Origin of the sequence: Curtobacterium sp. DN_7.5, assembly GCF_022655355.1 — a bacterium.
GTDB classification, from domain to species: Bacteria; Actinomycetota; Actinomycetes; order Actinomycetales; family Microbacteriaceae; genus Curtobacterium; species Curtobacterium luteum.
Window position 1 is genome coordinate 2,903,188 of the sequence record NZ_CP093378.1, and the last position, 19,596, is coordinate 2,922,783.

Genomic DNA, 19,596 nt, shown 5'->3' on the forward strand with positions numbered 1-19,596 from the left:
TGACCGACACCATCCCCACCACCATGCGCGCCGTCGTCCACCACGAGTTCGGCGAGCCCGCCGACGTGCTGACCACCGAGGAGCGCCCGGTCCCGACCCCCGGCGCCGGCGAGGTCCTCGTCCGCACCGTCCTCTCCCCCATCCACAACCACGACCTGTGGACGATCCGCGGCACCTACGGCTTCAAGCCCGAGCTGCCCGCAGCCTCCGGCACCGAGGCACTCGGCGTCGTCGAGGCCCTCGGCGACGGCGTCACGAACCTGTCCGTCGGCCAGCGCGTCGCCGGCGGCACCTTCGGCGTGTGGGCCGAGCACTACACCGCGAACGCGGCCGGCCTCGTGCCGGTGCCGGACGCCATGTCCGACGAGGCCGCGGCACAGCTCGTGTCGATGCCGTTCAGCGCGATCAGCCTGCTGCACTCGCTCGACCTGCACGAGGGCGACTGGCTCATCCAGAACGCCGCGAACGGCGCCGTCGGGCGCATGGTCGCGCAGCTCGGCAAGGCCCGGGGCATCAACGTGATCGGGCTCGTCCGCCGCGCTGCCGGTGTCGAGGAGCTCCGCGAGCAGGGCATCGACCGCATCGTGGCCACCGACGCCGACGACTGGCAGGACCAGGTCCGCGCGATCACGGGCGGCGCACCGATCATCGCGGGCGTGGAGTCCGTCGGTGGCAAGGCCGCCGGTGACCTCGCCTCCGTCATGGGCGAGAACGGCACCCTCGTCGTGTTCGGCGCGATGGCCTCCCCCACGCTCGAGATCCCGTCGGGCAAGGTCATCTTCGGCCAGCTCACGGTCAAGGGCTTCTGGGGCGCCGTCGTCAGCAAGACGATGGACGCGCCGCTCAAGCAGCAGCTCTTCGGCGAGCTCATCACCCGCGTACTCGACGGGTCGCTGACGCTCCCCGTCTCCGAGGTCTTCCCGTTCGAGGAGGCCCGCGCGGCTGCGCGCGCCAGCGACACCGCGGGCCGCGTCGGCAAGGTGCTCCTGCGCCCGTAGCGGGCCCAGCAGACGGACTGGAGGCTCGTGGCGGATCCGCCACGAGCCTCCAGTCCGTCACCGAGCGGGAACCAGAGCCCGCAGCGCGTCCGCCTGCCCGAGCCACCCGACCGGGCGGCCGTCCTCGTCGACGACCGGGAGTCCGGCGGTGTCCGACGCGTCCACCACGTCCTGCACGACGGTGTCGAGCCCGGCGTCGCTGCGGACCGGGACGACGTCGGACAGCACGTCCGTCACCGGGCGGGCCGCGAACTCCACGTCCGTGAGCACCGCGTCCCCGGCGGACCGCGCGGACACGACTCCGGCGAAGCGTCCGTCGGCGTCCAGGACGACGACGGGCGCGCCGCCCCCGGACTCCAGGGCTGCGAGCGCGTCGGCCGCGCTCGCAGCCCTGGACACCACCGGGCCGAGCGGCCGTGCTGCTCCTCCGGCGGTCCGGCCGGAGGGACGTCGGACCGCGAGCGCGGAGTCGGTCAGGTCGACGCCGCGGCGACTGAGCTTGAGCGTGTAGACGGTGTCGCGTGAGAGGACCTTCGACACCGCGGTCGCGATGACGACCGCCACGACGACGGGCAGCACCAGGGCGTAGTCCCCGGTCAGCTCGAAGAGCATGATGCCCGCCGTGATCGGTGCCCTCGTCGACCCGGCGAAGACGGCCCCCATCCCCACGACCGCGAACGCCCCGACCTGCCCGTGCAGGGCCGGGTCGACCGTCGCCGCGACCTCGCCGAACGCTGCACCGACCATCGCGCCGATGAACAGCGACGGCGCGAAGACCCCGCCGGAGCCGCCGATGCCGAGGGTCAGCGACGTGGCGAGGACCTTGCCGACGACGAGCACGGCGAGGAAGGCGAGCGCGTACTGCCCGGCCACGCCGTGCTCCAACACCGGGTAGCCGACGCCGTACATCTGCGGCAGCGCGAGCAGGAGCAGACCGAGGAGCACACCGCCGACCGCGGGCCGGAGCCACTCGGGGCCACGGGTCGCCTTCCAGAGCAGGTCGCAGGCGTCCTCGACGAGGTACAGCACCCGCGTGAAGCCGATGCCCACCGCCCCGGCGACGAGCCCGAGCAACGCGAACAGGAGGTACTCCGGCGGCGTGACCCCAGCGATGGCGGGCAGGTGCAGGAACGCCGAGTCGCCGAAGACCGCGCGCCCGACGAGCGCGGCCGTCACGCTCGCGATCGCCACCGCGCCGAAGGACGTCGGGGTGAAGTCGCGGAGGAGCAGTTCGAGGGCGAAGAAGATCCCCGCGACCGGGGCGTTGAACGTCGCCGAGATGCCGCCGGCCGCACCGCACGCGACGAGCGTCTTCACACGGACCTCGGGCATCCGGGCCCACCGGCCGATCGTCGAGCCCAGCGCCGAGCCGATCTGGATGATGGGTCCCTCACGGCCGACCGAGCCGCCGGCGCCGATGCAGATCGCGCTCGCGAGGGCCTTCACGACGGCGACGCTGCCACGGATCCGGCCGCCGTTCCGGTCCAGCGCGAACATCACCTCGGGGACGCCGTGGCCGCGGGCCTCACGGGCGAAGCGGTGGATGAGCGGGCCGTAGAGGAGCCCGCCGACGACCGGCGCGACGACCACGAAGCCGGCGCCGAGCCACGGGACCCACGGGTTCGCCGGGTGCCCGGTGGTGGCGGAGTAGTCCGCGTGCCCGCTGAAGACCCGGGTGGCGTGCATGATGAGCCATCGGAAGACGACGGCGGCGACCCCGGCTCCGGCGCCGACGACGAGTGCCGGGAGCGCCAGGCGGACGGCGGCTCCGCCGAAGCGGGTCCCGGCGACGCGGACGTGGGAACGGGCAGGAGCGGATGTCGACACGGTCCTCCATCAGTTGTACGGACACAACGATTGTACGCGTACAACTCTGCGGCGTCGAGTGACGGAGATCAGCCCCCGAACGCGGAGACCTCCTCGGGCAGCGGCTCGTCCATCGCCCTGCGGAGCGCCCGCATGCCCGCGATCACCGCCGGTCGGTCCGGTTCGGGCACCCGCTCGAGGACCTGGGCGAGCTCCCGACTGCGCCGCTCGCTGACCTCGTCGACGAGCGCCCGACCCTGCTCGGTCGCGGCGATGAGCACCTCGCGCCGGTTCGTCGAGCCCGGTCGACGCTCCACCCAGCCGCCGGACACCAGTCGGTCAACGTTCCGCGTGAGCGTCGACGGGCCCACCGCCAGACGTTCGGCAAGGTCACCGGCACGAGTCGGGCCGAGCGTCGTGACGAGGACGATGAGGCGGAACTGCGGCACCGTGACGTGCTCCAGCGCCGACGTCAGCGACCTCGCGACGACGCCGAGCAGTCCACGGGATGCTGCGAGGACTTCATCGAGGTCGGCCATGCTGCCCATCCTCGCAGCCCGTCACATCGCATCCTTGATGCCGCGGCGGACCAGCCAGGCGTTCACCGGGTACGCGCACACGAAGCCGGCCACCATCGCGAGCTGCATCGCCACCCAGAACTCCGGGGAGAAGACACTCGCCCGGCCGCCGAACAGCGCCGGGAACACGGCGAGCTGCCAGACCGCCATGAGCCCGTACATGCCGATCTGCCACGCGACGATGCTGAGCGTGTCGGCCTTCAGGGCCGCGACGAGTCCGGCGCGGACGCCGAGGCCGCGCATCGGGGCGATGGCGAAGTACTGGAAGCCGATGCCGAGCAGGTACGCGAGCACGAAGTCCACGACCCACCCGGCGACCATGCGGTCCTGGTACAGCGAGCCGAGCCCGACCAGGGTCCCGATCGCGGGGAACCAGGCGAGGCCGAACTCGCCGAGCAGGTCACCGAGTGCACAGCCGGCGCCGCAGTGGCTGGTGTCGATCGCGGTGCCCGCCCAACGCCCGTGGTCGGCCGCTGTGGCCCGGCCCCGGCGGAGGTAGAAGACGAGCCAGACGACACTGCCGAACAGCATCGTGAGCGGCCACACGAGCGCCATGACCCGCATCTGCGGCGGGTGCCGGACGACGTCGAACGCGACGAACACCGCGCAGGCGACCGCGACGGCCAGGAGCACCGCGCAGAGCGCGGTGAGCGGGGACGGGAAGGCAGGCGCACCCAGCTCGACCACGCGACACCTCCGGACTTGTACGGCTACAACGACGGACCGAGCCTACGGTCGGGCCGATCCGCCGTTCCCAGCCGGGTGGGCGACGGACGGGAGGCGCGGTGCCAGCTGGCACCGCGCCTCCCGTCGGTGGGTTGCTCCGTCGAGCGGGATCAGGCGCGCGCCCGCTTCTTGTCGACCACGAAGATGTTGCCGGTGGTGACGCCCTCCTCGACCTCCTCGAGGGTGCGACCGCGGCTCTCGGGCACGAACTTCCAGATGAAGAGCAGGGCGAGGAGCCCGACGACCGCGAAGCCGAAGAAGGTGCCGGTGATCCCGGTCGCGGCGACGATCGAGGGGAAGTACAGCCCGAGGAACGCGTTCGCGATCCAGAGGCAGAACACCGCGATGCCCATGCCGAGCGCCCTGATCTGCGTCGGGAAGATCTCGGACAGGATCACCCAGGTGGCGATGTTGAGGAAGGTCTGCATCGACCCGACGAACGCGACGACGAGGAACAGGATCACCCACGGACGCGCCGGGTTGCCCTCGACCAGGGTCATCGACGCGATGCCGATGAGGAAGTGGCAGAGCGTGGTCAGCGAGTACCCGAGGATGAGCGTCGTGCGCCGGTTGATGCGCTCCATGTTGCGGATGGCGATGAAGCCGCCGATCACCGCGATGACCCCGGGAGCGATGTTGGCGATGAGGGCCGCCTGCTCCTGGAAGCCCGACTCGACGAGCACGGTCTGGCCGTAGTACATGATCGAGTTGATCCCGGTGAGCTGCTGGGCGACGCCGATGCCCGCGCCGACGAGCACGATCCGGACGAGCCACTTGTTGCCGAGGAGGACGCGCCAGCCACTCTCGCGCTGCACCTCGGCCTCGACGGCGTTCGTCCGCTCGATGTCCGCGAGCTCGGCCCTCGCGCGCTCCTCGGACCGGATCTGCCGGAGCACCTCGAGGGCCTCGTCGCCCCGCCCCGCCGAGGCCAGCCACCGCGGCGACTCCGGGACCCGGAGCATGCCGACGAAGAGCGCGATCGCGGGCAGCGCACAGACGGCGAGCATGACGCGCCAGACGCCGTCGCCCTCACCCCAGAGGCTGCCGATGGCCGCGTTCACGACGAAGGCCGCGAGCTGCCCGATGACGATCATGAGCTCGTTGCGGCCGGACAGCGACCCGCGGATCTCGTAGGGCGCGAGTTCGGCGAGGAACACCGGCACCACGGTCGAGGCGCCACCGACCGCCAGGCCGAGGAGCACCCGTCCGACGACCATGACGCCGAAGCTCGGTGCCGCGACGCACACGACCGTGCCGACGAAGAAGGTCACGGCGAGCAGGATGATCGTCTTCCGACGTCCCCATCCGTCGGCGATGCGACCGCCGAGCATCGCCCCGATCGCCGCGCCGAACAGGAGCGAGCTCGTGACGACGCCCTCGGTGAGGTTCGTCAGACCGAGCTCGGTCCGCATGGGGCGCAGCGCACCGTTGATCACGCCGGTGTCGTAGCCGAAGAGCAGGCCGCCGAAGGTGGCGACGAGTGCCAGCACGCCCAGGCGGCGGCGGTGCGGACCCGTCCCGACCGGGGGCAGGGTGGCGTTCGGTGCGGTCTGCTCGATGTCGACCATCCGGTGACTCCTTCGTCCGTGATCGCGCTTCATCGCGTGCAGCGATCGTAACTCCGATCCATGTCCTGTCAATCGGTCATGGTGTCATCATCGAGGACGTCGCCCAGCGAGGCCATCCCCGCGCCGTGGTCCGTGTACCGACGAACCGTCCGGCGTGCCGCAGCGCTCGCAGCGCCGGCGAGCTTCGGGTCACGACGGGCTGCGTCGGCGACCCGCCCGGCGTGCCCGGCGGTGGAGAGCAACACGTTCGCGAGGGCCCGCGTCCCGCCCTGCTCCGGCACGCCGGCGATCGACCAAGCGGAGCGGACCTGCTCGTCCGGGGTGACCCCGCGACGGGTGCCCATCCGGTGCCAGTCGGACAGTGCGCCCTCGGTGCGGTCGGCGGCCCGGTCGGCCTCGCCCGCGCGGCGGCGAGCGGCGTCACGGGCGGCGTCGTCGGTCAGGGCATCGCGCCCGGCGATCGACTCGGCACGGGCGCGCGCGGCAGCGTCGTCACCGCCGGACTCCGCGATGCGGGCGGCGTGGGCAGCCGCGGCGGCGGCGAGGATCTCCGAACGGTCCATGCCGACGACGCTAACGCCTGCGGGCGACAGCGCACGACCGGTTCGCGTGCACGGACTCCCCCGAATAGCATCGCGCGGGAGGGGGAACACGATGGGGACTGCACCGAGGACCGTCGCCACACTGGGGCTCGTGACGATCGGGATCGTCGCGCTGAGCGGCTGCAGCCTGCTCCGCAGCCCGGACCCGGTACCGCCGCCGACGCGATCGGATCGGTCCGGGAGCCCTTCAGCGACCCCGACGCCCACTCCCGACGAGTCGTCGGCCGAGGCACTGCTCGAGGCATCGGCGCACCCACGCACGCCGACCCCCGTACCGACCGAGGCGGCCGCGCCCGCACCGACGCTGAGCCGCATCGCCGCCGGGACGGTCGTCGCGGAAGGGGACGTCGCGTCACCGCTCGGCAGCGTCCACTTCCACTTCCGCATGGTGTCCGACGGCGACGACACGTTCTCGGCGCAGTACTCCGGCTTCACGTCGACGCTGCCGGTCCCGGTGTCGGTGTCCCTGTTCGAGCGGCCGCGGGCGGTCGGCGACGGGCTCACCTACACGGGCGTGGGCGATCACCCACTCGGCAGCGCGACCGCGGCCCCGGGAACCTCGGCGACCGTGCCGCTCGACGGCTCCGGTGTCGATCCGTCCGGGCTCACCACCCTCGTGACGTACTCCTCCGCGGGGCCCGACTCCGCGGAGCCGATCGAGCTCGGCCCCGGCAAGGTCCTCGCGGTGACGACGGTCCGCTGGTCGGTCCCGGCGCGGACGACCAACGTGCGCCCGGTCGACGGCGGCGCACGGGCGAACGCCGCCGGGCAGGTCACGGCGACGACGCCGAGCGGTGTGCCGACGTCGTACGTCGTGGCGCCGGACGACCTCATCGGGGACGTCGCGGCACGCTTCAGCATCAGCGTCCGCGCGCTCGTCTGGCTGAACGAGGGCGTGCAGGTGTTCGGCGACGACCAGTACCTCTACGAGGGCACGACCCTCAACCTCGACCCCCTCGCGCGCTGACGCGCGGCCGTCACGGCGCCCGAGGCTCAGATCGCAGGGCCCGAGACTCGTGCCCAGCGACACTCCTCGGCACGCGCGCCCAGAGAACTGTCGCTCACCCCGAGTCTCGGTCCAGGTCCGACCCGCTTGCGCCCGCGCGCGCCGCGCGCATGGACGGACGGGAGGCCCGTGGCGGATCCGCCACGGGCCTCCCGTCCGTCAGGTGGGAGCGTGCGCTACCCGCGCAGCTCCAGGTACTTCGCGATGAGCGCCTTGGTCGAGGCGTCCTGCGCGTCGAGCGCCTCCTGGTCGCCCTCGACGGCCGGCGTGACCTGCAGCGCCAGCTGCTTGCCGAGCTCCACACCCCACTGGTCGAACGAGTCGATGCCCCAGATCGTGCCCTCGGTGAACACGATGTGCTCGTACAGGGCGATGAGCTGCCCGAGGACGCTCGGGGTGAGCTCCGGCGCCAGGATCGACGCCGTCGGCTTGTTGCCCGGGAACGTGCGCGCCGCGACGATGCCCTCGTCGGTCGTGCCCTCGGCACGGACCTCGTCGGCGGTCTTGCCGAACGCGAGCGCCTTGGTCTGCGCGAAGAAGTTCGCGAGGAACAGCGTGTGCACGTCGGTGCCGGGCGCGACGCCCTTGCCGTCGCCGGTCTCGTCGGTCAGCGGACGCGGCGGGTTGGCGATGGTGATGAAGTCCGCCGGGACGAGGTTCGTGCCCTGGTGGATGAGCTGGTAGAACGCGTGCTGGCCGTTCGTGCCGGGCTCACCCCAGAAGACCTCGCCGGTGGACGTCGTGACCGGGCTGCCGTCCCAGCGGACGCGCTTGCCGTTCGACTCCATCGTGAGCTGCTGCAGGTACGCCGGGAAGCGGTGCAGGTACTGCGTGTACGGCAGCACCGCGTGGCTCTGGGCACCGAGGAAGTTCGAGTACCAGACGTTGAGCAGCCCCATGAGGACCGGGACGTTCTGCTCGAGGGGCGTCGTGCGGACGTGCTCGTCGACGGCGTGGAACCCGGCGAGGAACTGCTCCCAGTGCTCCTTGCCGATCGCGACGACCACCGCGGTGCCGATGGCGGAGTCGACGGAGTAGCGGCCGCCCACCCAGTCCCAGAAGCCGAACGCGTTCTCGGGGTCGATGCCGAACGCGGCGACCTTGTCGAGTGCGGTCGAGACGGCGACGAAGTGCTTCGCGACCGCGTTCGTCTTGTCCTCGTCGGAGCCATCGGCGAGCCCGAGGCGCTCCCAGAGCCACTGCCGGGCGAGGCGCGCGTTCGTCAGGGTCTCGAGGGTTCCGAAGGTCTTCGACGCCACGATGAAGAGCGTGGTCTCGGGGTCGAGGTCCGCCGTCTTCTCGTAGATGTCGGCCGGGTCGATGTTCGAGACGAAGCGGGCTTCGAGGCCGGGCTGGACGTACGGCTTGAGGGCTTCGTAGACCATGACCGGGCCGAGGTCCGACCCACCGATGCCGATGTTGACGACGGTCTCGATGCGCTTGCCGGTGACACCGGTCCACGCGCCGGAGCGGATCTGCTCGGCGAACGCGTACACCTTGTCGAGCGTGGCGTGCACGTCGGCGTCGACGTCCTGCCCGTCGACGACGAGCGACGGCTCGATGCCCGCCGGGCGGCGGAGCGCGGTGTGCAGGACGGCGCGGTCCTCGGTGACGTTGATGTGCTCGCCGGCGAGCATCGACCGGAAGCGCTCGGCGACGCCGGTGTCCCGCGCGACCTGCAGCAGGTTCGTCAGGACGTCCTCGGTCACGAGGCCCTTCGACAGGTCGACGGTGAGGTCCGCGGCCTGGAACGTGTACTTCGCTGCACGACCGGGGTCGCTGTCGAACCACCCGCGCAGGTCCGGGGTGAAGCCGTCGGCGATGGCGGCGAGCTTCTTCCAGCCGTCGGTCGATGTGGGGTCGACGGGAGCGGAATCGGTCACGAGGGGTCCTCCTGGATCACGTGGGTACACGGTCCGCGGGTCACCGCGCCGTTGCGTCGCGGACCAGGTCCGAGCGTAGTGCCGTCGCGCTCGGCCCGCGCACAGTCCGCGTTCGCCGTGGACGGAGGCGCGGTCCGGGTGGGCGGACCGGCGTCGGTCAGGCGAGCAGCGCCTCCAGGACGTCCGCGACGGGACCGGCGGACGCGGCCCGCCAGGCACGACCCGCCCACAGGTGGAGGTGCTGCGCGTCGCCGCTCGCGGCGGCGTCGGTCCGGAGCGGCCGGGTCAGGTGGTGGAGCGCGGGGTAGCCGAGCGGCGCGTCCGGGTGCGCCCGCGTGAAGGCGTTCGCGAGGCTCCGCGCCGGACGGCCGGTGAACGCCCGGGTCAGGACCGTCCGGTCGAACGCGGCGTCCGCGAGCGCAGCCCGGTGGGTGGCGTTCGTGCCCGCCTCGTCCGTCCGGAGCACCGCCGTGCCCACCGAGACGGCGGACGCCCCGGCCGTGAGCTGCTCGCGGACGTCGGCCGCGCTGCCGATCCCGCCGGCGGCGACGACCGGCAGGTCGGTCGCAGCTGCCACCCGGCGCACGAGCTCGGCGAGCGGGATCGGTGCCGGCGTGCTCGTCGGGTCGAGCACCGCGGAGTGGCCGCCGGCCGCCTCCCCCTGCACGAGCAGGACGTCGATGCCGCGCTCGGCCGCGGCCCGGGCGTCGGCCGGGTCCGTGACCGACTGCACCGTGACGGTGCCGCGGCTGCGCAAGGCCGCGACCACGGCGGCGTCGGGCAGCCCGAACGTGAACGACACGAACGGCACCGGGTCGTCGAGGAGCGCTGCGATCTTGTCCGCCCAGGCGTCGTCGTCCTCGTGCTTCGGCGGTAGCGGGCGACCGGCCTCGTGTTCGAGCTCGGCGCGGTAGGCCTCGTACACGTCGTCGGCGATCCGCACGGGGTTCGGCGCGAAGAGGTTCACGCCGAACGACTCCGTCCCCGCGGCGCGGACGGCACGGACCTGCGCCGCGAGCCCCTCGACGTCCTGGTACCCCGCCGCGAGCTGGGCGAGGTGCCCGGCGCGGGCCGCCGCCGCGACGAGGCCGGGTGTGCTCGGGCCACCGGCCATCGGAGCGACGTGGACGGGTGCCGCGGCACCGAGGACACCGGGCAGGGGACGCATGCGCCCATCCTGCACCGTCCTGCCGCCTGCACAGCCCCACCGGAGCCGACCGCCGTGCTGCCGGCTGCCCCTCAGTCGAGCGGCCGGAACCGCCGCAGCCGCAGGCTGTTCGTCACCACGAACACCGACGAGAACGCCATCGCTGCCCCGGCCAGCACCGGGTTCAGCAGCCCGGCCATCGCGAGCGGCACCGCGGCCACGTTGTACGCGAACGCCCAGAACAGGTTGCCCTTGATCGTACGGAGCGTGGCTCGCGACAGCCGGACGGCATCGGCGACCACCGTCAGCCGCCCGCTCACCACGGTGATGTCACTCGCCGCGATCGCCGCATCGGTGCCGGATCCCATCGCGATGCCGAGGTCCGCTGCCGCGAGCGCCGCGGCGTCGTTCACCCCGTCGCCGACCATCGCCACGACGTGTCCGTCCCGCTGGAGCCGACGGACGACCTCGAGCTTCGACGCCGGTGTCGCCCGGGCGTGCACCTCCTCGATCCCGACCGCATCGGCGACGACCCGAGCGGCACCATCGTTGTCGCCCGTGAGGAGCACCGGCCGCAGCCCGAGCGCCCGGAAGCGGCCGACCGCCGCCGCGGACTCGTCCTTGACCGTGTCACCGACGACGACGATCCCGACCACGAGCCCGTCGCGCGCGACGGCCACGGCGGTGCTGCCCTCGGCCTCGGCTCGTTCGACCGCGGTCCGCAGGCCGTCCGACAGGTCGACGGCCCAGGCGTCCCGGAGCCAGTCCGACCGGCCGACGACGACCGCCGCGGCCGCGCGGGCGTCCGCGCTGGACACCATGGCCTGGACACCGGCCCCTGGAGTGGCGGCGAAGCCCTCGGCGGGCGGCACGACGAGGGAACGCGACCGGGCGTCCACGACGACGGCGCGCGCGACCGGGTGCTCGGAGCCCTCCTCGACCGCTGCAGCGAGGGCGAGGACCGTGTCGGGGTCGACGCCGGCGGCCGGTACGACGGACCGCACGGCCATCGTCCCCGTGGTCACCGTGCCGGTCTTGTCGAGCACGATCGTGTCGACCGTCCGGGTGCGTTCGAGCACCTCGGGTCCGCCGATCAGGATGCCGAGCTGCGACCCCCGGCCGGTCCCGACGAGCAGCGCGGTGGGCGTCGCGAGCCCGAGGGCGCACGGGCAGGCGATGATGAGCGTCGCGACCGCCGCGGTGAACGCAGCCGTCACGGAACCACCGACCACGAGCCAGCCGACGAACGCCAGCAGCGCGAGCCCGATGACGATCGGGACGAAGACGCCGGACACCCGGTCGGCCAGCCGCTGGACGTCGGCCTTGCCGGTCTGGGCCTCCTCGACGAGCCTGCCCATCCGGGCGAGTTCGGTGTCGGCGCCGACCGCGGTGACGGTCACCTCGAGCCGGCCGCCGACGTTCACGGTCGCACCGGTGACGTGGTCGCCCGCACGGACCTCCACGGGGACGGACTCGCCCGTGAGCATGCTGAGGTCGACCGCCGAGGACCCGGCGCGCACGACGCCGTCGCTCGGGATCCGCTCCCCCGGGCGCACGACGACCACGTCGCCGACCACGAGCGAGGCCACCGGCACCCGCGTCTCGGAGCCGTCCCGGAGCACGGCGGCGTCCTTCGCGCCGAGTTCGAGCAGTGCTCGGAGGGCGGCGCTCGACTCACGCTTGGCGCGGGCCTCCGCGTACCGGCCGGCGAGCACGAACACGGTGACGGCCGTCGCGACCTCGAGGTAGAGCTCGGTGCCCTCGGGATCGGTCGCGAACCACGAGAAGGTCATGTGCATGCCGGGCACGCCGGCGTCCCCGAGGAACAGGGAGTACAGCGACCAGGTGAAGGCCGCGCCGACCCCGACGCTCACGAGGGTGTCCATCGTCGCGGCGCCGTGCCGGGCGTTCACCCACGCGGCACGGTGGAACGGCAGCGCACCCCACACCGCGACGGGCGCAGCGAGGGCCAGGGCCGCCCACTGCCAGTTCGGGAACTGCAGGACCGGCACCATCGACAACACCACGACGGGGACGGCGAGGACCGCCGACACGAGCAGGCGCTGCCGGAGCAGACGGGTCTCGTCACCCTCCGTCGACGCAGGCCCGGCGCTCGACGGCGGCACCGGCACGGCCGCCCCGTACCCGGCCGACTCCACGGTCGCGATGAGTCGCTCGACGTCGACGTCCGCGTCGTCCCCCACCCGCACCTGCGCCTTCTCGGTCGCGTAGTTCACGGTGGCGGTGACCCCGGGCAGCTTGCCGAGCTTGCGCTCGATGCGGTTCGCGCACGAGGCGCAGGTCATCCCGGTGATGTCGAGCTCGACGTCGCTCACGGCCGCACGACCTCGTACCCCGCCTCCGCGATCGCGCCGTCGAGGACGTCGGCGTCCACGGGCTCGTCGGAGGTGACGGTCACGGCGGACGAGCCGCCGGGCACGAGGTCGACGGCGACGCTCTGGACGGCGTCGATCTCGGACAGCTCCTCGGTCACGCTCATCACGCAGTGCTCGCAGGTCATGCCGGTGACGAGCAGGGTCTCGGTGGTCATGCTGGTTCCTCCATCGGGTGGTGGTGTCGGTTCAGGAGCGGACGAGGCGGGCGATCGCGTCGCTCGCTTCGCGCACCTTCTGGTCGGCGGCGTCGCCGCCCTCGGCGACGGCCTCCGCGACGCAGTGCTTGAGGTGGTCCTCGAGCAGGGAGAGCGCGACCCGTTCGAGTGCGCGGTTCGCCGCGGAGATCTGCGTGAGGACGTCGATGCAGTAGGTCTCGTCCTCGACCATGCGTGCGATGCCGCGCACCTGGCCCTCGGCGCGGCGGAGCCGCTTGAGCAGGTCGTCCTTGTCGCCGATGTAGCCGACGTGTGCGTGGGTCTCCTCGTGCATCGTGCCTCCGTCCTCGTGAACATGGTACCCCCCTGGGGTATTCCACGTCACTGGTTGCGTTCTGACGACACCCAGACTGGGCCCACACCGCCGGTTCCGGAGCGTCGCGCCAGCGGCGTTCCGGCCGTGCCGGTGGGGAGAGGCGCGGATCGCGCTCCCGCGCCCGCTGCGGTCCGGTAGGTTCTCGACTCGTGCAGCGTCTCTCCCCCGGTCAGCGTTGGGTCATCGGCCTCGGCGTCTTCGCGTTGGTGCTCCTCGTCGTCGGGCTCGTCGCGGTCGGGGTCGGTTCGGCGAACCTGCACGCGACCTGCCGGGAGGACGGGTTCGACACCCCGTGCCCGGGCGACGCCTCCGGGATCGTCTGGGGCGGCGTCCTCGCCGTGATCGGGCTGCTCCACCTCGGGTTGACCGGGCTCGCCGGCGCACTCGTGTGGACCTCGACGCCGGCCATCGCACCGCGCGGACCGCGCCCCGGGCGTCCCGAGTTCCAGGTCTTCACGACCGGCGACCTCCGGGACCCGTCGACGCAGGACGCGGTGTTCGGACGCCTGTTCCGGACGACCGAGGACGTGCTGCCCGGCTGGCTGGTCGAGGACGGCGTGGTCCGTCCCGGCGGTCCCGACGACGCGGTCGCGGGTGCCCTCCTGCACCTCGACGACGAATGGGAGCTCGCGATCCTCGACCGCAGGGCCGGCAGCGGCGTGCGACGGGTCCGGATCGAGCTCACCTCCGGGGCGACGGCGTGGGTCTTCACCCCGGTCGTGTAGACATTCCCCATGAGCACCGCGCCGCCCAACGGGTTCCGGAAAGCGCGGTACACGCACGACGACGGCACCGACTACGCCACGATCTTCACTGCCGAGTACGCGGGCCGCGAGTTCGCGACCGACACCTTCGCGACGGCCGACACCCGGTACGAGTACACGATGGTGGGCGACGACGACCTCACCCTGCGGTCGATGCGGGCGCTCGGGGGGCGTCGGGGCGGTGTGATCGGGCCCCGGACGGACCACGTCGTGTTCTGGTTGACCGCGGGCGAGCTCGAGATGCACTTCCCCGACCGCACCCGTGTCGTCAGACCGGGGACCCCGTACATCGCGTCCGCGTCGGAGGCGTACCGGTTCGAGTCGTCCGGCACCGTCTACCACGGCATCCACATCGCGGACGCGTTCCTCCGGGAGGTCGGTCGCCAGCTCGGCTTCCGGCTGCCGGACGGCCCCCTGCTGTTCGACCAGCAGGACGAGGCGATCGCCCGACGCGAGCCCCTGCGTCACCTGATCCGCGAGCTCCAGGGCTCGCTCTTGGACGACCGGGTGACCGGTCCGATGCGCACGGCACTCAACCGGCGGCTGGCGACCGTCGTCCTCGACACGTTCCCGATCCGCAACCGCGGCGAGGACGTCCCTGTCGCGAACCGGCTGCGGGACGCCGTGCGGTTCATCGAGGAGCACGCCGCGGAACGCCCGTCCGTGACGCGGATCGCCGCGGCCTGCGGACTGAGCGAGCGCGGCCTGCAGGAGGTCTTCGCGCGGACCATGGGCACCACACCCCGCCGCTTCCTCCGGGACCACCGACTCGACCGCGCCCGCGACGAGCTGCTGCAGGCCGACGACCCGTCGGTCGGGATGGTCGCGAACCACTGGGGCTTCACGAACCCGGGGCGCTTCGCGCGGGACTACCGCGAGCGGTTCGGAGAGGACCCGGCGACCACGCGCCGCGACCGGTCGAACCCCCGGGTCCGTGCCGCCGTCACGTTCATCGAGCAGCACCTCGACGGGAGGCTCACGGTCGCGAGCATCGCCGAGGCCGCCGGCGTCCGACCACGTCGGCTCCAGCAGCTGTTCCGAGCCGAACACGGCACCACGCCCACCGAGTTCGTGGCCGATCTGCGGCGCCGGAAGGCCGCGACGGGGGCGCTCGCCGACACGCACTGACGCGGCCGGTTCCGGCGTCGGTGCGAGCCGTTCTCCGCACAGGGGTACAACGTGCACGGCGCTCGGACCCGTTCTCTGGGAGTCGGCTGATTCCTCTCAGGACGGCGTGACGACCGTCGGGGGAGTCCCGTCTCATCCGTGAACAGCAACCGCTGGGAACGCCCGGCGGGACACGGAAGGAGCAATCATGGCTGACACCACGACCACCACCTCGACGACCGCCACGGCGCCGCGCACCGCGGCCGCGGGCAACCTGTCCGGCAAGACCACGATCGACGACACCGTCGTCGCGAAGGTCGCCGGCATCGCCGCCCGCGAGGTCAACGGCGTGCACTCGCTCGGCAAGGGCGCTGCCCGCGCGATCGGTGCGATCCGCGACGCGATCGGGCAGCGGGACTTCGGCCAGGGCGTCAAGGTCGAGGTCGGCGAGAAGCAGGTCGCCGCGGACATCGTGATCGTCGCCGAGTACCCGGTCGCCCTGCAGCAGGTCGCCGATGGCGTCCGCACCGGTGTCGCGCGCGCCCTCGAGCAGATCGTCGGCATGGAGGTCGCCGAGGTCAACGTCACCGTCCAGGACGTCTACATCCCGGGCGACGACGACGAGGCCGACGAGAAGCAGGAGTCCCGCGTTGAGTAACACACTCGTCGGCGCCCTCATCGGCGCCATCCTCGCCGTCGTGGCACTCCAGTTCGGCTTCTGGGGCTTCGTCCTGGTGATCGTGTTCGGCGCGATCGGTGCCCTCGTGGCCGCGATCAGCTCCGGCAAGATCGACCGGGGTGCCCTGACCGACGTGCTGACCGGACGTCGGAGCTCCCGGTGACCGCCGGCCCGGGCGTGCCCGGCCGCGTCGAGGTCACCGCCCGGGCTCTCACCTCGCTCGCGCGGGCCGTCGCAGCCGAACGGCTCGGCGCCCCCGCCAAGCGGGTCCGGGTCGGACTCGGCGACGCTTCCGGAGCCCTGACGCTCGACGTCGAGAGCCCCGTCCGCGCGCAGGACGACCTCATCACCGCCGCCGGCCACGCCGCCGGCGACATCCGGGACCGCGTGGCCGCCCTCACCGGCCGGCGCGTCGGTCCCACCCACGTCGAACTGACCGGCATCGTGCACGAGCACGACGGCCGCGTCCGTTAGGAGGCCACCATGAGCAACGGTTCCGTCGAACGACGCATCCGCCGCCGCAGCGTGCACCCCTCCCGCTCCACGGCGGTGTCGGTCGCGCTCGTGGTGCTCGTCCTCGTGGCTGCGTGGATCGGGACGGAGTCGGTCTTGCAGGCGGTGGGGTCCGCGCCGTTGGTGGCGGACCCGCAGACCGTCGTGGACGCGGCCCTGCAGCCCGACGGCGCGTTCGTGACGATCGCCGAGGTGATCGCTGTGGTCCTGGTGGTCCTCGGGATCGTGCTGGTCGTGCTGGCGCTCAAGCCCGGCCGGCAGCACCGGTCCGCGGTCGAGCACGACCGCGGCGCCGTGGTCATCGACACCGCGATCCTCGCCTCGACCGCCGCGAACGCCGCCGCGCTCGCTGCCGGCCTGCCCGAGGACCACGCCAAGGCCTCCGCCCGCGGCCGGTCCTCCGAGGTCCGCCTCGTGCCCCTGTCCGGGGTGCCCGTCGACCAGGCAGCGGTCCGCTCCGCGGTCGAGGACCGCCTCGGCCGCCTCGACGCCCGGTTCGGCAAGCGGGTGAAGGTCCGCGTGGACGAGAAGGGAACCCTGGCATGACCAAGAGCAACCGCACCCTGAACCGCATCATCCTGCTCGTGCTCGGCCTGGTCGCCGTCATCGCTGGCCTGACCATCGGCGCCGGCGTGCTGCCCGCGGTCCGTGACGCCCTGAAGCCGTACGTGACGTTGCCGAGCAACGTGAGCGTGCCGGCGGCGTCGCTGTGGATCGTCGCCGGCGTGTGTGTCGTGGTGATCGTGCTCGCGTTGGCGTGGGTGTTCACCCGCGGCCGCGGCGGCACCAGCGTCGCCGTCCGGGAACGTAACGGCGAGGACCAGGTCACGATCAACGTCGCGCTCGTGCGGGACGTGATCGACCACGAACTCCACGGCGTCCGCGACGTCGTCGGCGCCAAGGTCGACACGTACCTCGTCAAGCGGCAGCGCGCGGCCCGGATCCGGGTCAACGTCCGCCGCGGCGGTGACGCGGTCACCGTCCTCGACGCCGTCGACCACGCCATCGGCGTGCTGGACCGCACCCTGGGCCGGCAGGTCCCGGTCCTGGTCCACCTCACCGGCGGCACCCGCGCCGCCCTCGCGAAACCCACCCGCGTGCAGTAGACCGCACCACCCACCGACCACCCCAGACCCCGGGAGGCACACCGCGCCTCCCGGCTGCACCACCAAGGAAACCGGGCTGACGCCCGGACGAGAGAGAGGAGCCCGTCATGGGTCTCGACGACAAGATCAAGAACGCTGCCCAGGACCTCGCCGGCAAGGCCAAGGAGGCCGTCGGCAAGGCGACCAACGACGACCAGAAGGTCGCGGAGGGGCAGAAGGACCAGGCCGCGGCCAGCGCCAAGAAGGCCGGCGAGGACGTCAAGGACGTCTTCAAGTAACCCGTCTCGGACCCGGACGCCGCCCGCCCATGGTGGGCGGCGTCCGTCGTCCCGGAGCAAGGAGGAAGTCATGCAGCACGACCCGAACGCCAGGACACAGATCACCGAGGTGCCCCTGCCCGCGGAGCTCACCGAGCCCCTGCCCGCGGACGCCTCGCCCGTCACCGTCGCCGCCCGCACCGCCGCCGAGACCGCACTCGGTGTCCACGGCGTCCACCACCTCGGCAACCTCCTGGCCCGCGCAGCCGACAAGGTGCGCTCCCAGTTCGGCCGCTCCGCCGGGACGACCGGGGTGCAGGTCGACGAGACCGACGGTGCACTCGACGTCGTCGTGTCGATCGTCGTGGAGTACCCCGAGCCCGTGATCGGCGTCGCCGACGAGGTCCGCCGACAGGTCCGCGAGGCCGTCTCGCAACTCGACTTCGCCGCCGTCTCGGTCGACGTCCGGGTGCTTGACGTGCACGGTCCCTTCGACGACGAACCCAGCGCGCTCGACCGGGCCGTCGAGTCCGGGAAGGACGCCGTCGGCCGTGTCCGCGACGCCGCGTCCGAGGCCGCCGCCGACGCCAAGGAGAACGCCGCCGACGTCGCCGAGCGGGCTCGCGATGCCGCATCCCGCGCCGTCGACCGTGCAGGCGACGCCGCGGACACCGCGCGCGAGGCCGTGGCCGACGCCACCGACCGGGCGCGGGACGCGGTCGCGGACGCGACGGACCGGGCTCGCGACGCTGCCGCGGAGACCGCAGACCGCGCCCGCGACGCTGCCGCGGAGCTCGGGGAGCGCGGTCGTGACCTCGCTGACCGGGCTCGTGACGGTGCCGCGGAGGCTGCCGATCGCGCGCGTGACGGTGCCGACCGTGCCCGCGGTGCCGCCGCCGACGCCGTCGACCACGCGGCCGAGGCCGCCGGCGCCGCACGCGACGCCGCAGTGGACGCGGGTGCCGAGGTCGCGGACCGCGCCGCCCGTGCAGCGGACGACGCCGCTGACTCGGCACGGACCGCCGGCGCGCACGCGGAGGACGCGGTCGCCGACGCTGCCGACGCAGCGGACGAGCACGCTGCCGCCGCGGACGCGCATGATGCCGCCGGGGACGCGAACGCAGCCGCCGGGGACGGGCACACGGCCGCCACCGAGGAGTCCGCGGAGGACACCGCCGATGCGCTCGACGAGGCGTCGGCCACCCTCGCCCGTGCTGCGGACGCCCTCCGCGAGGACGCCGAGTCCCACCGCGACGAGGACCGGAAGTGACCACGCTCCGCGGGTTCCGGCGTGGTCGGGGCGGCATGCCTCGTCCGCGCCCCCGCGGGGTGTGGGTGGCGTCGGGGATCGGGATCGTCCTGCTCCTCGCGATCACCCTCGGAGCGTTCTTCCCGCTCGTCGGCTTCCTCGGCGGCGTCACGGCCACCACCGCGGGACTCGTCCCGTTCCCGTTCGTACGGGTGACCCTGGTCGCGCTGCTCGGCGCGGTCGTGGTGCTCGCCCTCGTCCTCCTGGCCCTCACACGCCGGCACACCGCGACCTCCGTCGTCGCGGTCGTGTTCGCCGTGCTCGTCGCCCTCGCGGTGACCATCTACCCGGTCGTCACGGTCGCGATCTCGTCGGCGGACCGCGCCGGCGACGTCTGGCCGATCGTGACCGACCTCTGGCAGCGGTTCACGGGCTGAGGCCCGCGGCACCGCACCCTCGAAGGGAACACCACCATGCGCAACCGCATCATCCTCGTCGGACTCGTCGTCCTGTTCGGCTTCTGGCTCGGCGCTCGTGCCAACCGTCCGGTCGTGAAGGGTTCGAAGGCCGAGACCGCCCGGCGTGCACTGGCTGACCGGCGAGCCCGGAAGCGCCGGAAGGCCCTGAAGCGCCGCTTCGGGCTCGGCTGACGCCGCCTGCACCGACGGCCCGGCGCGAGA

The 19,596-nt window shown here is 72.8% G+C and carries 23 protein-coding genes; 13 read left to right on the forward strand and 10 right to left on the reverse strand.

Features of this window, described 5'->3' with window-relative positions:
• Positions 1-23 precede the first annotated feature (23 nt).
• Positions 24-998 (forward strand): zinc-binding dehydrogenase, encoded by a 975-nt coding sequence (locus tag MON03_RS13410; protein WP_242091472.1) that lies wholly within the window; start codon positions 24-26, stop codon positions 996-998.
• A 57-nt stretch (positions 999-1,055) separates the two neighbouring features.
• Here the strand turns inward: MON03_RS13410 and MON03_RS13415 are convergent, their stop codons facing one another.
• From MON03_RS13415 to MON03_RS13435, 5 genes are all read right to left on the reverse strand, one after another.
• A complete protein-coding gene (locus tag MON03_RS13415; protein WP_242088913.1) occupies positions 1,056-2,825 on the reverse strand; it encodes a chloride channel protein in 1,770 nt (589 codons plus the stop codon).
• Between the two features lie 68 nt (positions 2,826-2,893).
• The gene (locus MON03_RS13420; RefSeq protein ID WP_175328014.1) at positions 2,894-3,343 is read right to left on the reverse strand and encodes a MarR family winged helix-turn-helix transcriptional regulator; all 450 of its coding nucleotides are present in this window, start codon (positions 3,341-3,343) and stop codon (positions 2,894-2,896) included.
• Between the two features lie 21 nt (positions 3,344-3,364).
• The gene (locus MON03_RS13425) at positions 3,365-4,069 is read right to left on the reverse strand and encodes a DUF4396 domain-containing protein (protein WP_022903018.1); all 705 of its coding nucleotides are present in this window, start codon (positions 4,067-4,069) and stop codon (positions 3,365-3,367) included.
• A 149-nt stretch (positions 4,070-4,218) separates the two neighbouring features.
• Positions 4,219-5,676, reverse strand: coding sequence for a sugar porter family MFS transporter (locus tag MON03_RS13430; protein ID WP_175328013.1), 1,458 nt, complete (start codon positions 5,674-5,676; stop codon positions 4,219-4,221).
• A 68-nt stretch (positions 5,677-5,744) separates the two neighbouring features.
• Positions 5,745-6,239, reverse strand: a complete 495-nt coding sequence (locus MON03_RS13435; RefSeq protein WP_175328012.1) for a hypothetical protein — start codon at positions 6,237-6,239, stop codon at positions 5,745-5,747.
• Positions 6,240-6,369: 130 nt separating this feature from the next.
• Here MON03_RS13435 and MON03_RS13440 point away from each other — a divergent pair, with 130 nt between their 5' ends.
• Positions 6,370-7,245 (forward strand): LysM domain-containing protein, encoded by an 876-nt coding sequence (locus tag MON03_RS13440; protein ID WP_242088915.1) that lies wholly within the window; start codon positions 6,370-6,372, stop codon positions 7,243-7,245.
• A 215-nt stretch (positions 7,246-7,460) separates the two neighbouring features.
• On the opposite strand, the gene pgi is transcribed toward MON03_RS13440, so the two are convergent.
• From pgi to MON03_RS13465, 5 genes are all read right to left on the reverse strand, one after another.
• Entirely contained in the window at positions 7,461-9,167 is a 1,707-nt protein-coding gene (pgi, locus tag MON03_RS13445; protein ID WP_022903014.1) for a glucose-6-phosphate isomerase, read from the reverse strand.
• Positions 9,168-9,324: 157 nt separating this feature from the next.
• A complete protein-coding gene (locus tag MON03_RS13450; protein WP_022903013.1) occupies positions 9,325-10,335 on the reverse strand; it encodes a nitronate monooxygenase in 1,011 nt (336 codons plus the stop codon).
• A gap of 71 nt (positions 10,336-10,406) precedes the next feature.
• Complete coding sequence (locus tag MON03_RS13455; RefSeq protein WP_242091473.1) at positions 10,407-12,620, reverse strand: heavy metal translocating P-type ATPase; 2,214 nt, start codon at positions 12,618-12,620, stop codon at positions 10,407-10,409.
• Positions 12,621-12,646: 26 nt separating this feature from the next.
• Positions 12,647-12,865: a heavy-metal-associated domain-containing protein gene (locus MON03_RS13460; protein WP_022903011.1), complete on the reverse strand. Its 219-nt coding sequence runs from the start codon at positions 12,863-12,865 to the stop codon at positions 12,647-12,649.
• Positions 12,866-12,896: 31 nt separating this feature from the next.
• Positions 12,897-13,199, reverse strand: coding sequence for a metal-sensitive transcriptional regulator (locus tag MON03_RS13465; protein WP_022903010.1), 303 nt, complete (start codon positions 13,197-13,199; stop codon positions 12,897-12,899).
• A 191-nt stretch (positions 13,200-13,390) separates the two neighbouring features.
• Between MON03_RS13465 and MON03_RS13470 the strand changes: the two genes are divergently transcribed.
• From MON03_RS13470 to MON03_RS13520, 11 genes are all read left to right on the forward strand, one after another.
• Positions 13,391-13,966, forward strand: a complete 576-nt coding sequence (locus MON03_RS13470; RefSeq protein ID WP_022903009.1) for a hypothetical protein — start codon at positions 13,391-13,393, stop codon at positions 13,964-13,966.
• Between the two features lie 9 nt (positions 13,967-13,975).
• Positions 13,976-15,133, forward strand: coding sequence for a helix-turn-helix domain-containing protein (locus tag MON03_RS13475; protein WP_242088917.1), 1,158 nt, complete (start codon positions 13,976-13,978; stop codon positions 15,131-15,133).
• A gap of 187 nt (positions 15,134-15,320) precedes the next feature.
• Positions 15,321-15,770: an Asp23/Gls24 family envelope stress response protein gene (locus tag MON03_RS13480; protein WP_242088919.1), complete on the forward strand. Its 450-nt coding sequence runs from the start codon at positions 15,321-15,323 to the stop codon at positions 15,768-15,770.
• Positions 15,763-15,954 carry a DUF2273 domain-containing protein gene (locus tag MON03_RS13485; RefSeq protein ID WP_022902999.1) on the forward strand — a complete coding sequence of 64 codons (192 nt, stop codon included), beginning with the start codon at positions 15,763-15,765 and terminating at the stop codon, positions 15,952-15,954. The genes MON03_RS13480 and MON03_RS13485 overlap by 8 nt, the downstream gene beginning before the upstream one ends.
• A complete protein-coding gene (locus MON03_RS13490; protein ID WP_242088921.1) occupies positions 15,951-16,265 on the forward strand; it encodes a hypothetical protein in 315 nt (104 codons plus the stop codon). The genes MON03_RS13485 and MON03_RS13490 overlap by 4 nt, the downstream gene beginning before the upstream one ends.
• Positions 16,266-16,274: 9 nt before the next feature.
• A complete protein-coding gene (locus MON03_RS13495; protein ID WP_242088923.1) occupies positions 16,275-16,850 on the forward strand; it encodes a DUF6286 domain-containing protein in 576 nt (191 codons plus the stop codon).
• Positions 16,847-17,410 carry a hypothetical protein gene (locus MON03_RS13500; RefSeq protein WP_242088925.1) on the forward strand — a complete coding sequence of 188 codons (564 nt, stop codon included), beginning with the start codon at positions 16,847-16,849 and terminating at the stop codon, positions 17,408-17,410. The genes MON03_RS13495 and MON03_RS13500 overlap by 4 nt, the downstream gene beginning before the upstream one ends.
• 107 nt (positions 17,411-17,517) lie before the next feature.
• On the forward strand, positions 17,518-17,688 hold the full coding sequence (locus MON03_RS13505; protein WP_022903127.1) for a CsbD family protein: 171 nt from the start codon (positions 17,518-17,520) through the stop codon (positions 17,686-17,688).
• A 70-nt stretch (positions 17,689-17,758) separates the two neighbouring features.
• Entirely contained in the window at positions 17,759-18,937 is a 1,179-nt protein-coding gene (locus MON03_RS13510) for an Asp23/Gls24 family envelope stress response protein (RefSeq protein WP_175327527.1), read from the forward strand.
• On the forward strand, positions 18,934-19,353 hold the full coding sequence (locus MON03_RS13515; protein ID WP_242088927.1) for an MFS transporter permease: 420 nt from the start codon (positions 18,934-18,936) through the stop codon (positions 19,351-19,353). Before MON03_RS13510 ends, MON03_RS13515 begins: the two co-directional genes overlap by 4 nt.
• Positions 19,354-19,389: 36 nt before the next feature.
• Positions 19,390-19,566: a hypothetical protein gene (locus MON03_RS13520; RefSeq protein WP_175327528.1), complete on the forward strand. Its 177-nt coding sequence runs from the start codon at positions 19,390-19,392 to the stop codon at positions 19,564-19,566.
• Positions 19,567-19,596: the final 30 nt, after the last annotated feature.

What these genes read in the sequence shown, in the direction of transcription:
- MON03_RS13410 (WP_242091472.1), top strand. Translation starts at nt 24, where the DNA reads ATGCGCGCCGTCGTCCACCACGAGTTCGGCGAGCCCGCCGACGTGCTG.
- MON03_RS13420 (WP_175328014.1), bottom strand. Translation starts at nt 3,343, where the DNA reads ATGGCCGACCTCGATGAAGTCCTCGCAGCATCCCGTGGACTGCTCGGC.
- MON03_RS13430 (WP_175328013.1), bottom strand. Translation starts at nt 5,676, where the DNA reads ATGGTCGACATCGAGCAGACCGCACCGAACGCCACCCTGCCCCCGGTC.
- MON03_RS13435 (WP_175328012.1), bottom strand. Translation starts at nt 6,239, where the DNA reads ATGGACCGTTCGGAGATCCTCGCCGCCGCCGCGGCTGCCCACGCCGCC.
- MON03_RS13450 (WP_022903013.1), bottom strand. Translation starts at nt 10,335, where the DNA reads ATGCGTCCCCTGCCCGGTGTCCTCGGTGCCGCGGCACCCGTCCACGTC.
- MON03_RS13455 (WP_242091473.1), bottom strand. Translation starts at nt 12,620, where the DNA reads ATGACCTGCGCCTCGTGCGCGAACCGCATCGAGCGCAAGCTCGGCAAG.
- MON03_RS13460 (WP_022903011.1), bottom strand. Translation starts at nt 12,865, where the DNA reads ATGACCACCGAGACCCTGCTCGTCACCGGCATGACCTGCGAGCACTGC.
- MON03_RS13465 (WP_022903010.1), bottom strand. Translation starts at nt 13,199, where the DNA reads ATGCACGAGGAGACCCACGCACACGTCGGCTACATCGGCGACAAGGAC.
- MON03_RS13475 (WP_242088917.1), top strand. Translation starts at nt 13,976, where the DNA reads ATGAGCACCGCGCCGCCCAACGGGTTCCGGAAAGCGCGGTACACGCAC.
- MON03_RS13480 (WP_242088919.1), top strand. Translation starts at nt 15,321, where the DNA reads ATGGCTGACACCACGACCACCACCTCGACGACCGCCACGGCGCCGCGC.
- MON03_RS13495 (WP_242088923.1), top strand. Translation starts at nt 16,275, where the DNA reads ATGAGCAACGGTTCCGTCGAACGACGCATCCGCCGCCGCAGCGTGCAC.
- MON03_RS13500 (WP_242088925.1), top strand. Translation starts at nt 16,847, where the DNA reads ATGACCAAGAGCAACCGCACCCTGAACCGCATCATCCTGCTCGTGCTC.
- MON03_RS13505 (WP_022903127.1), top strand. Translation starts at nt 17,518, where the DNA reads ATGGGTCTCGACGACAAGATCAAGAACGCTGCCCAGGACCTCGCCGGC.
- MON03_RS13510 (WP_175327527.1), top strand. Translation starts at nt 17,759, where the DNA reads ATGCAGCACGACCCGAACGCCAGGACACAGATCACCGAGGTGCCCCTG.
- MON03_RS13520 (WP_175327528.1), top strand. Translation starts at nt 19,390, where the DNA reads ATGCGCAACCGCATCATCCTCGTCGGACTCGTCGTCCTGTTCGGCTTC.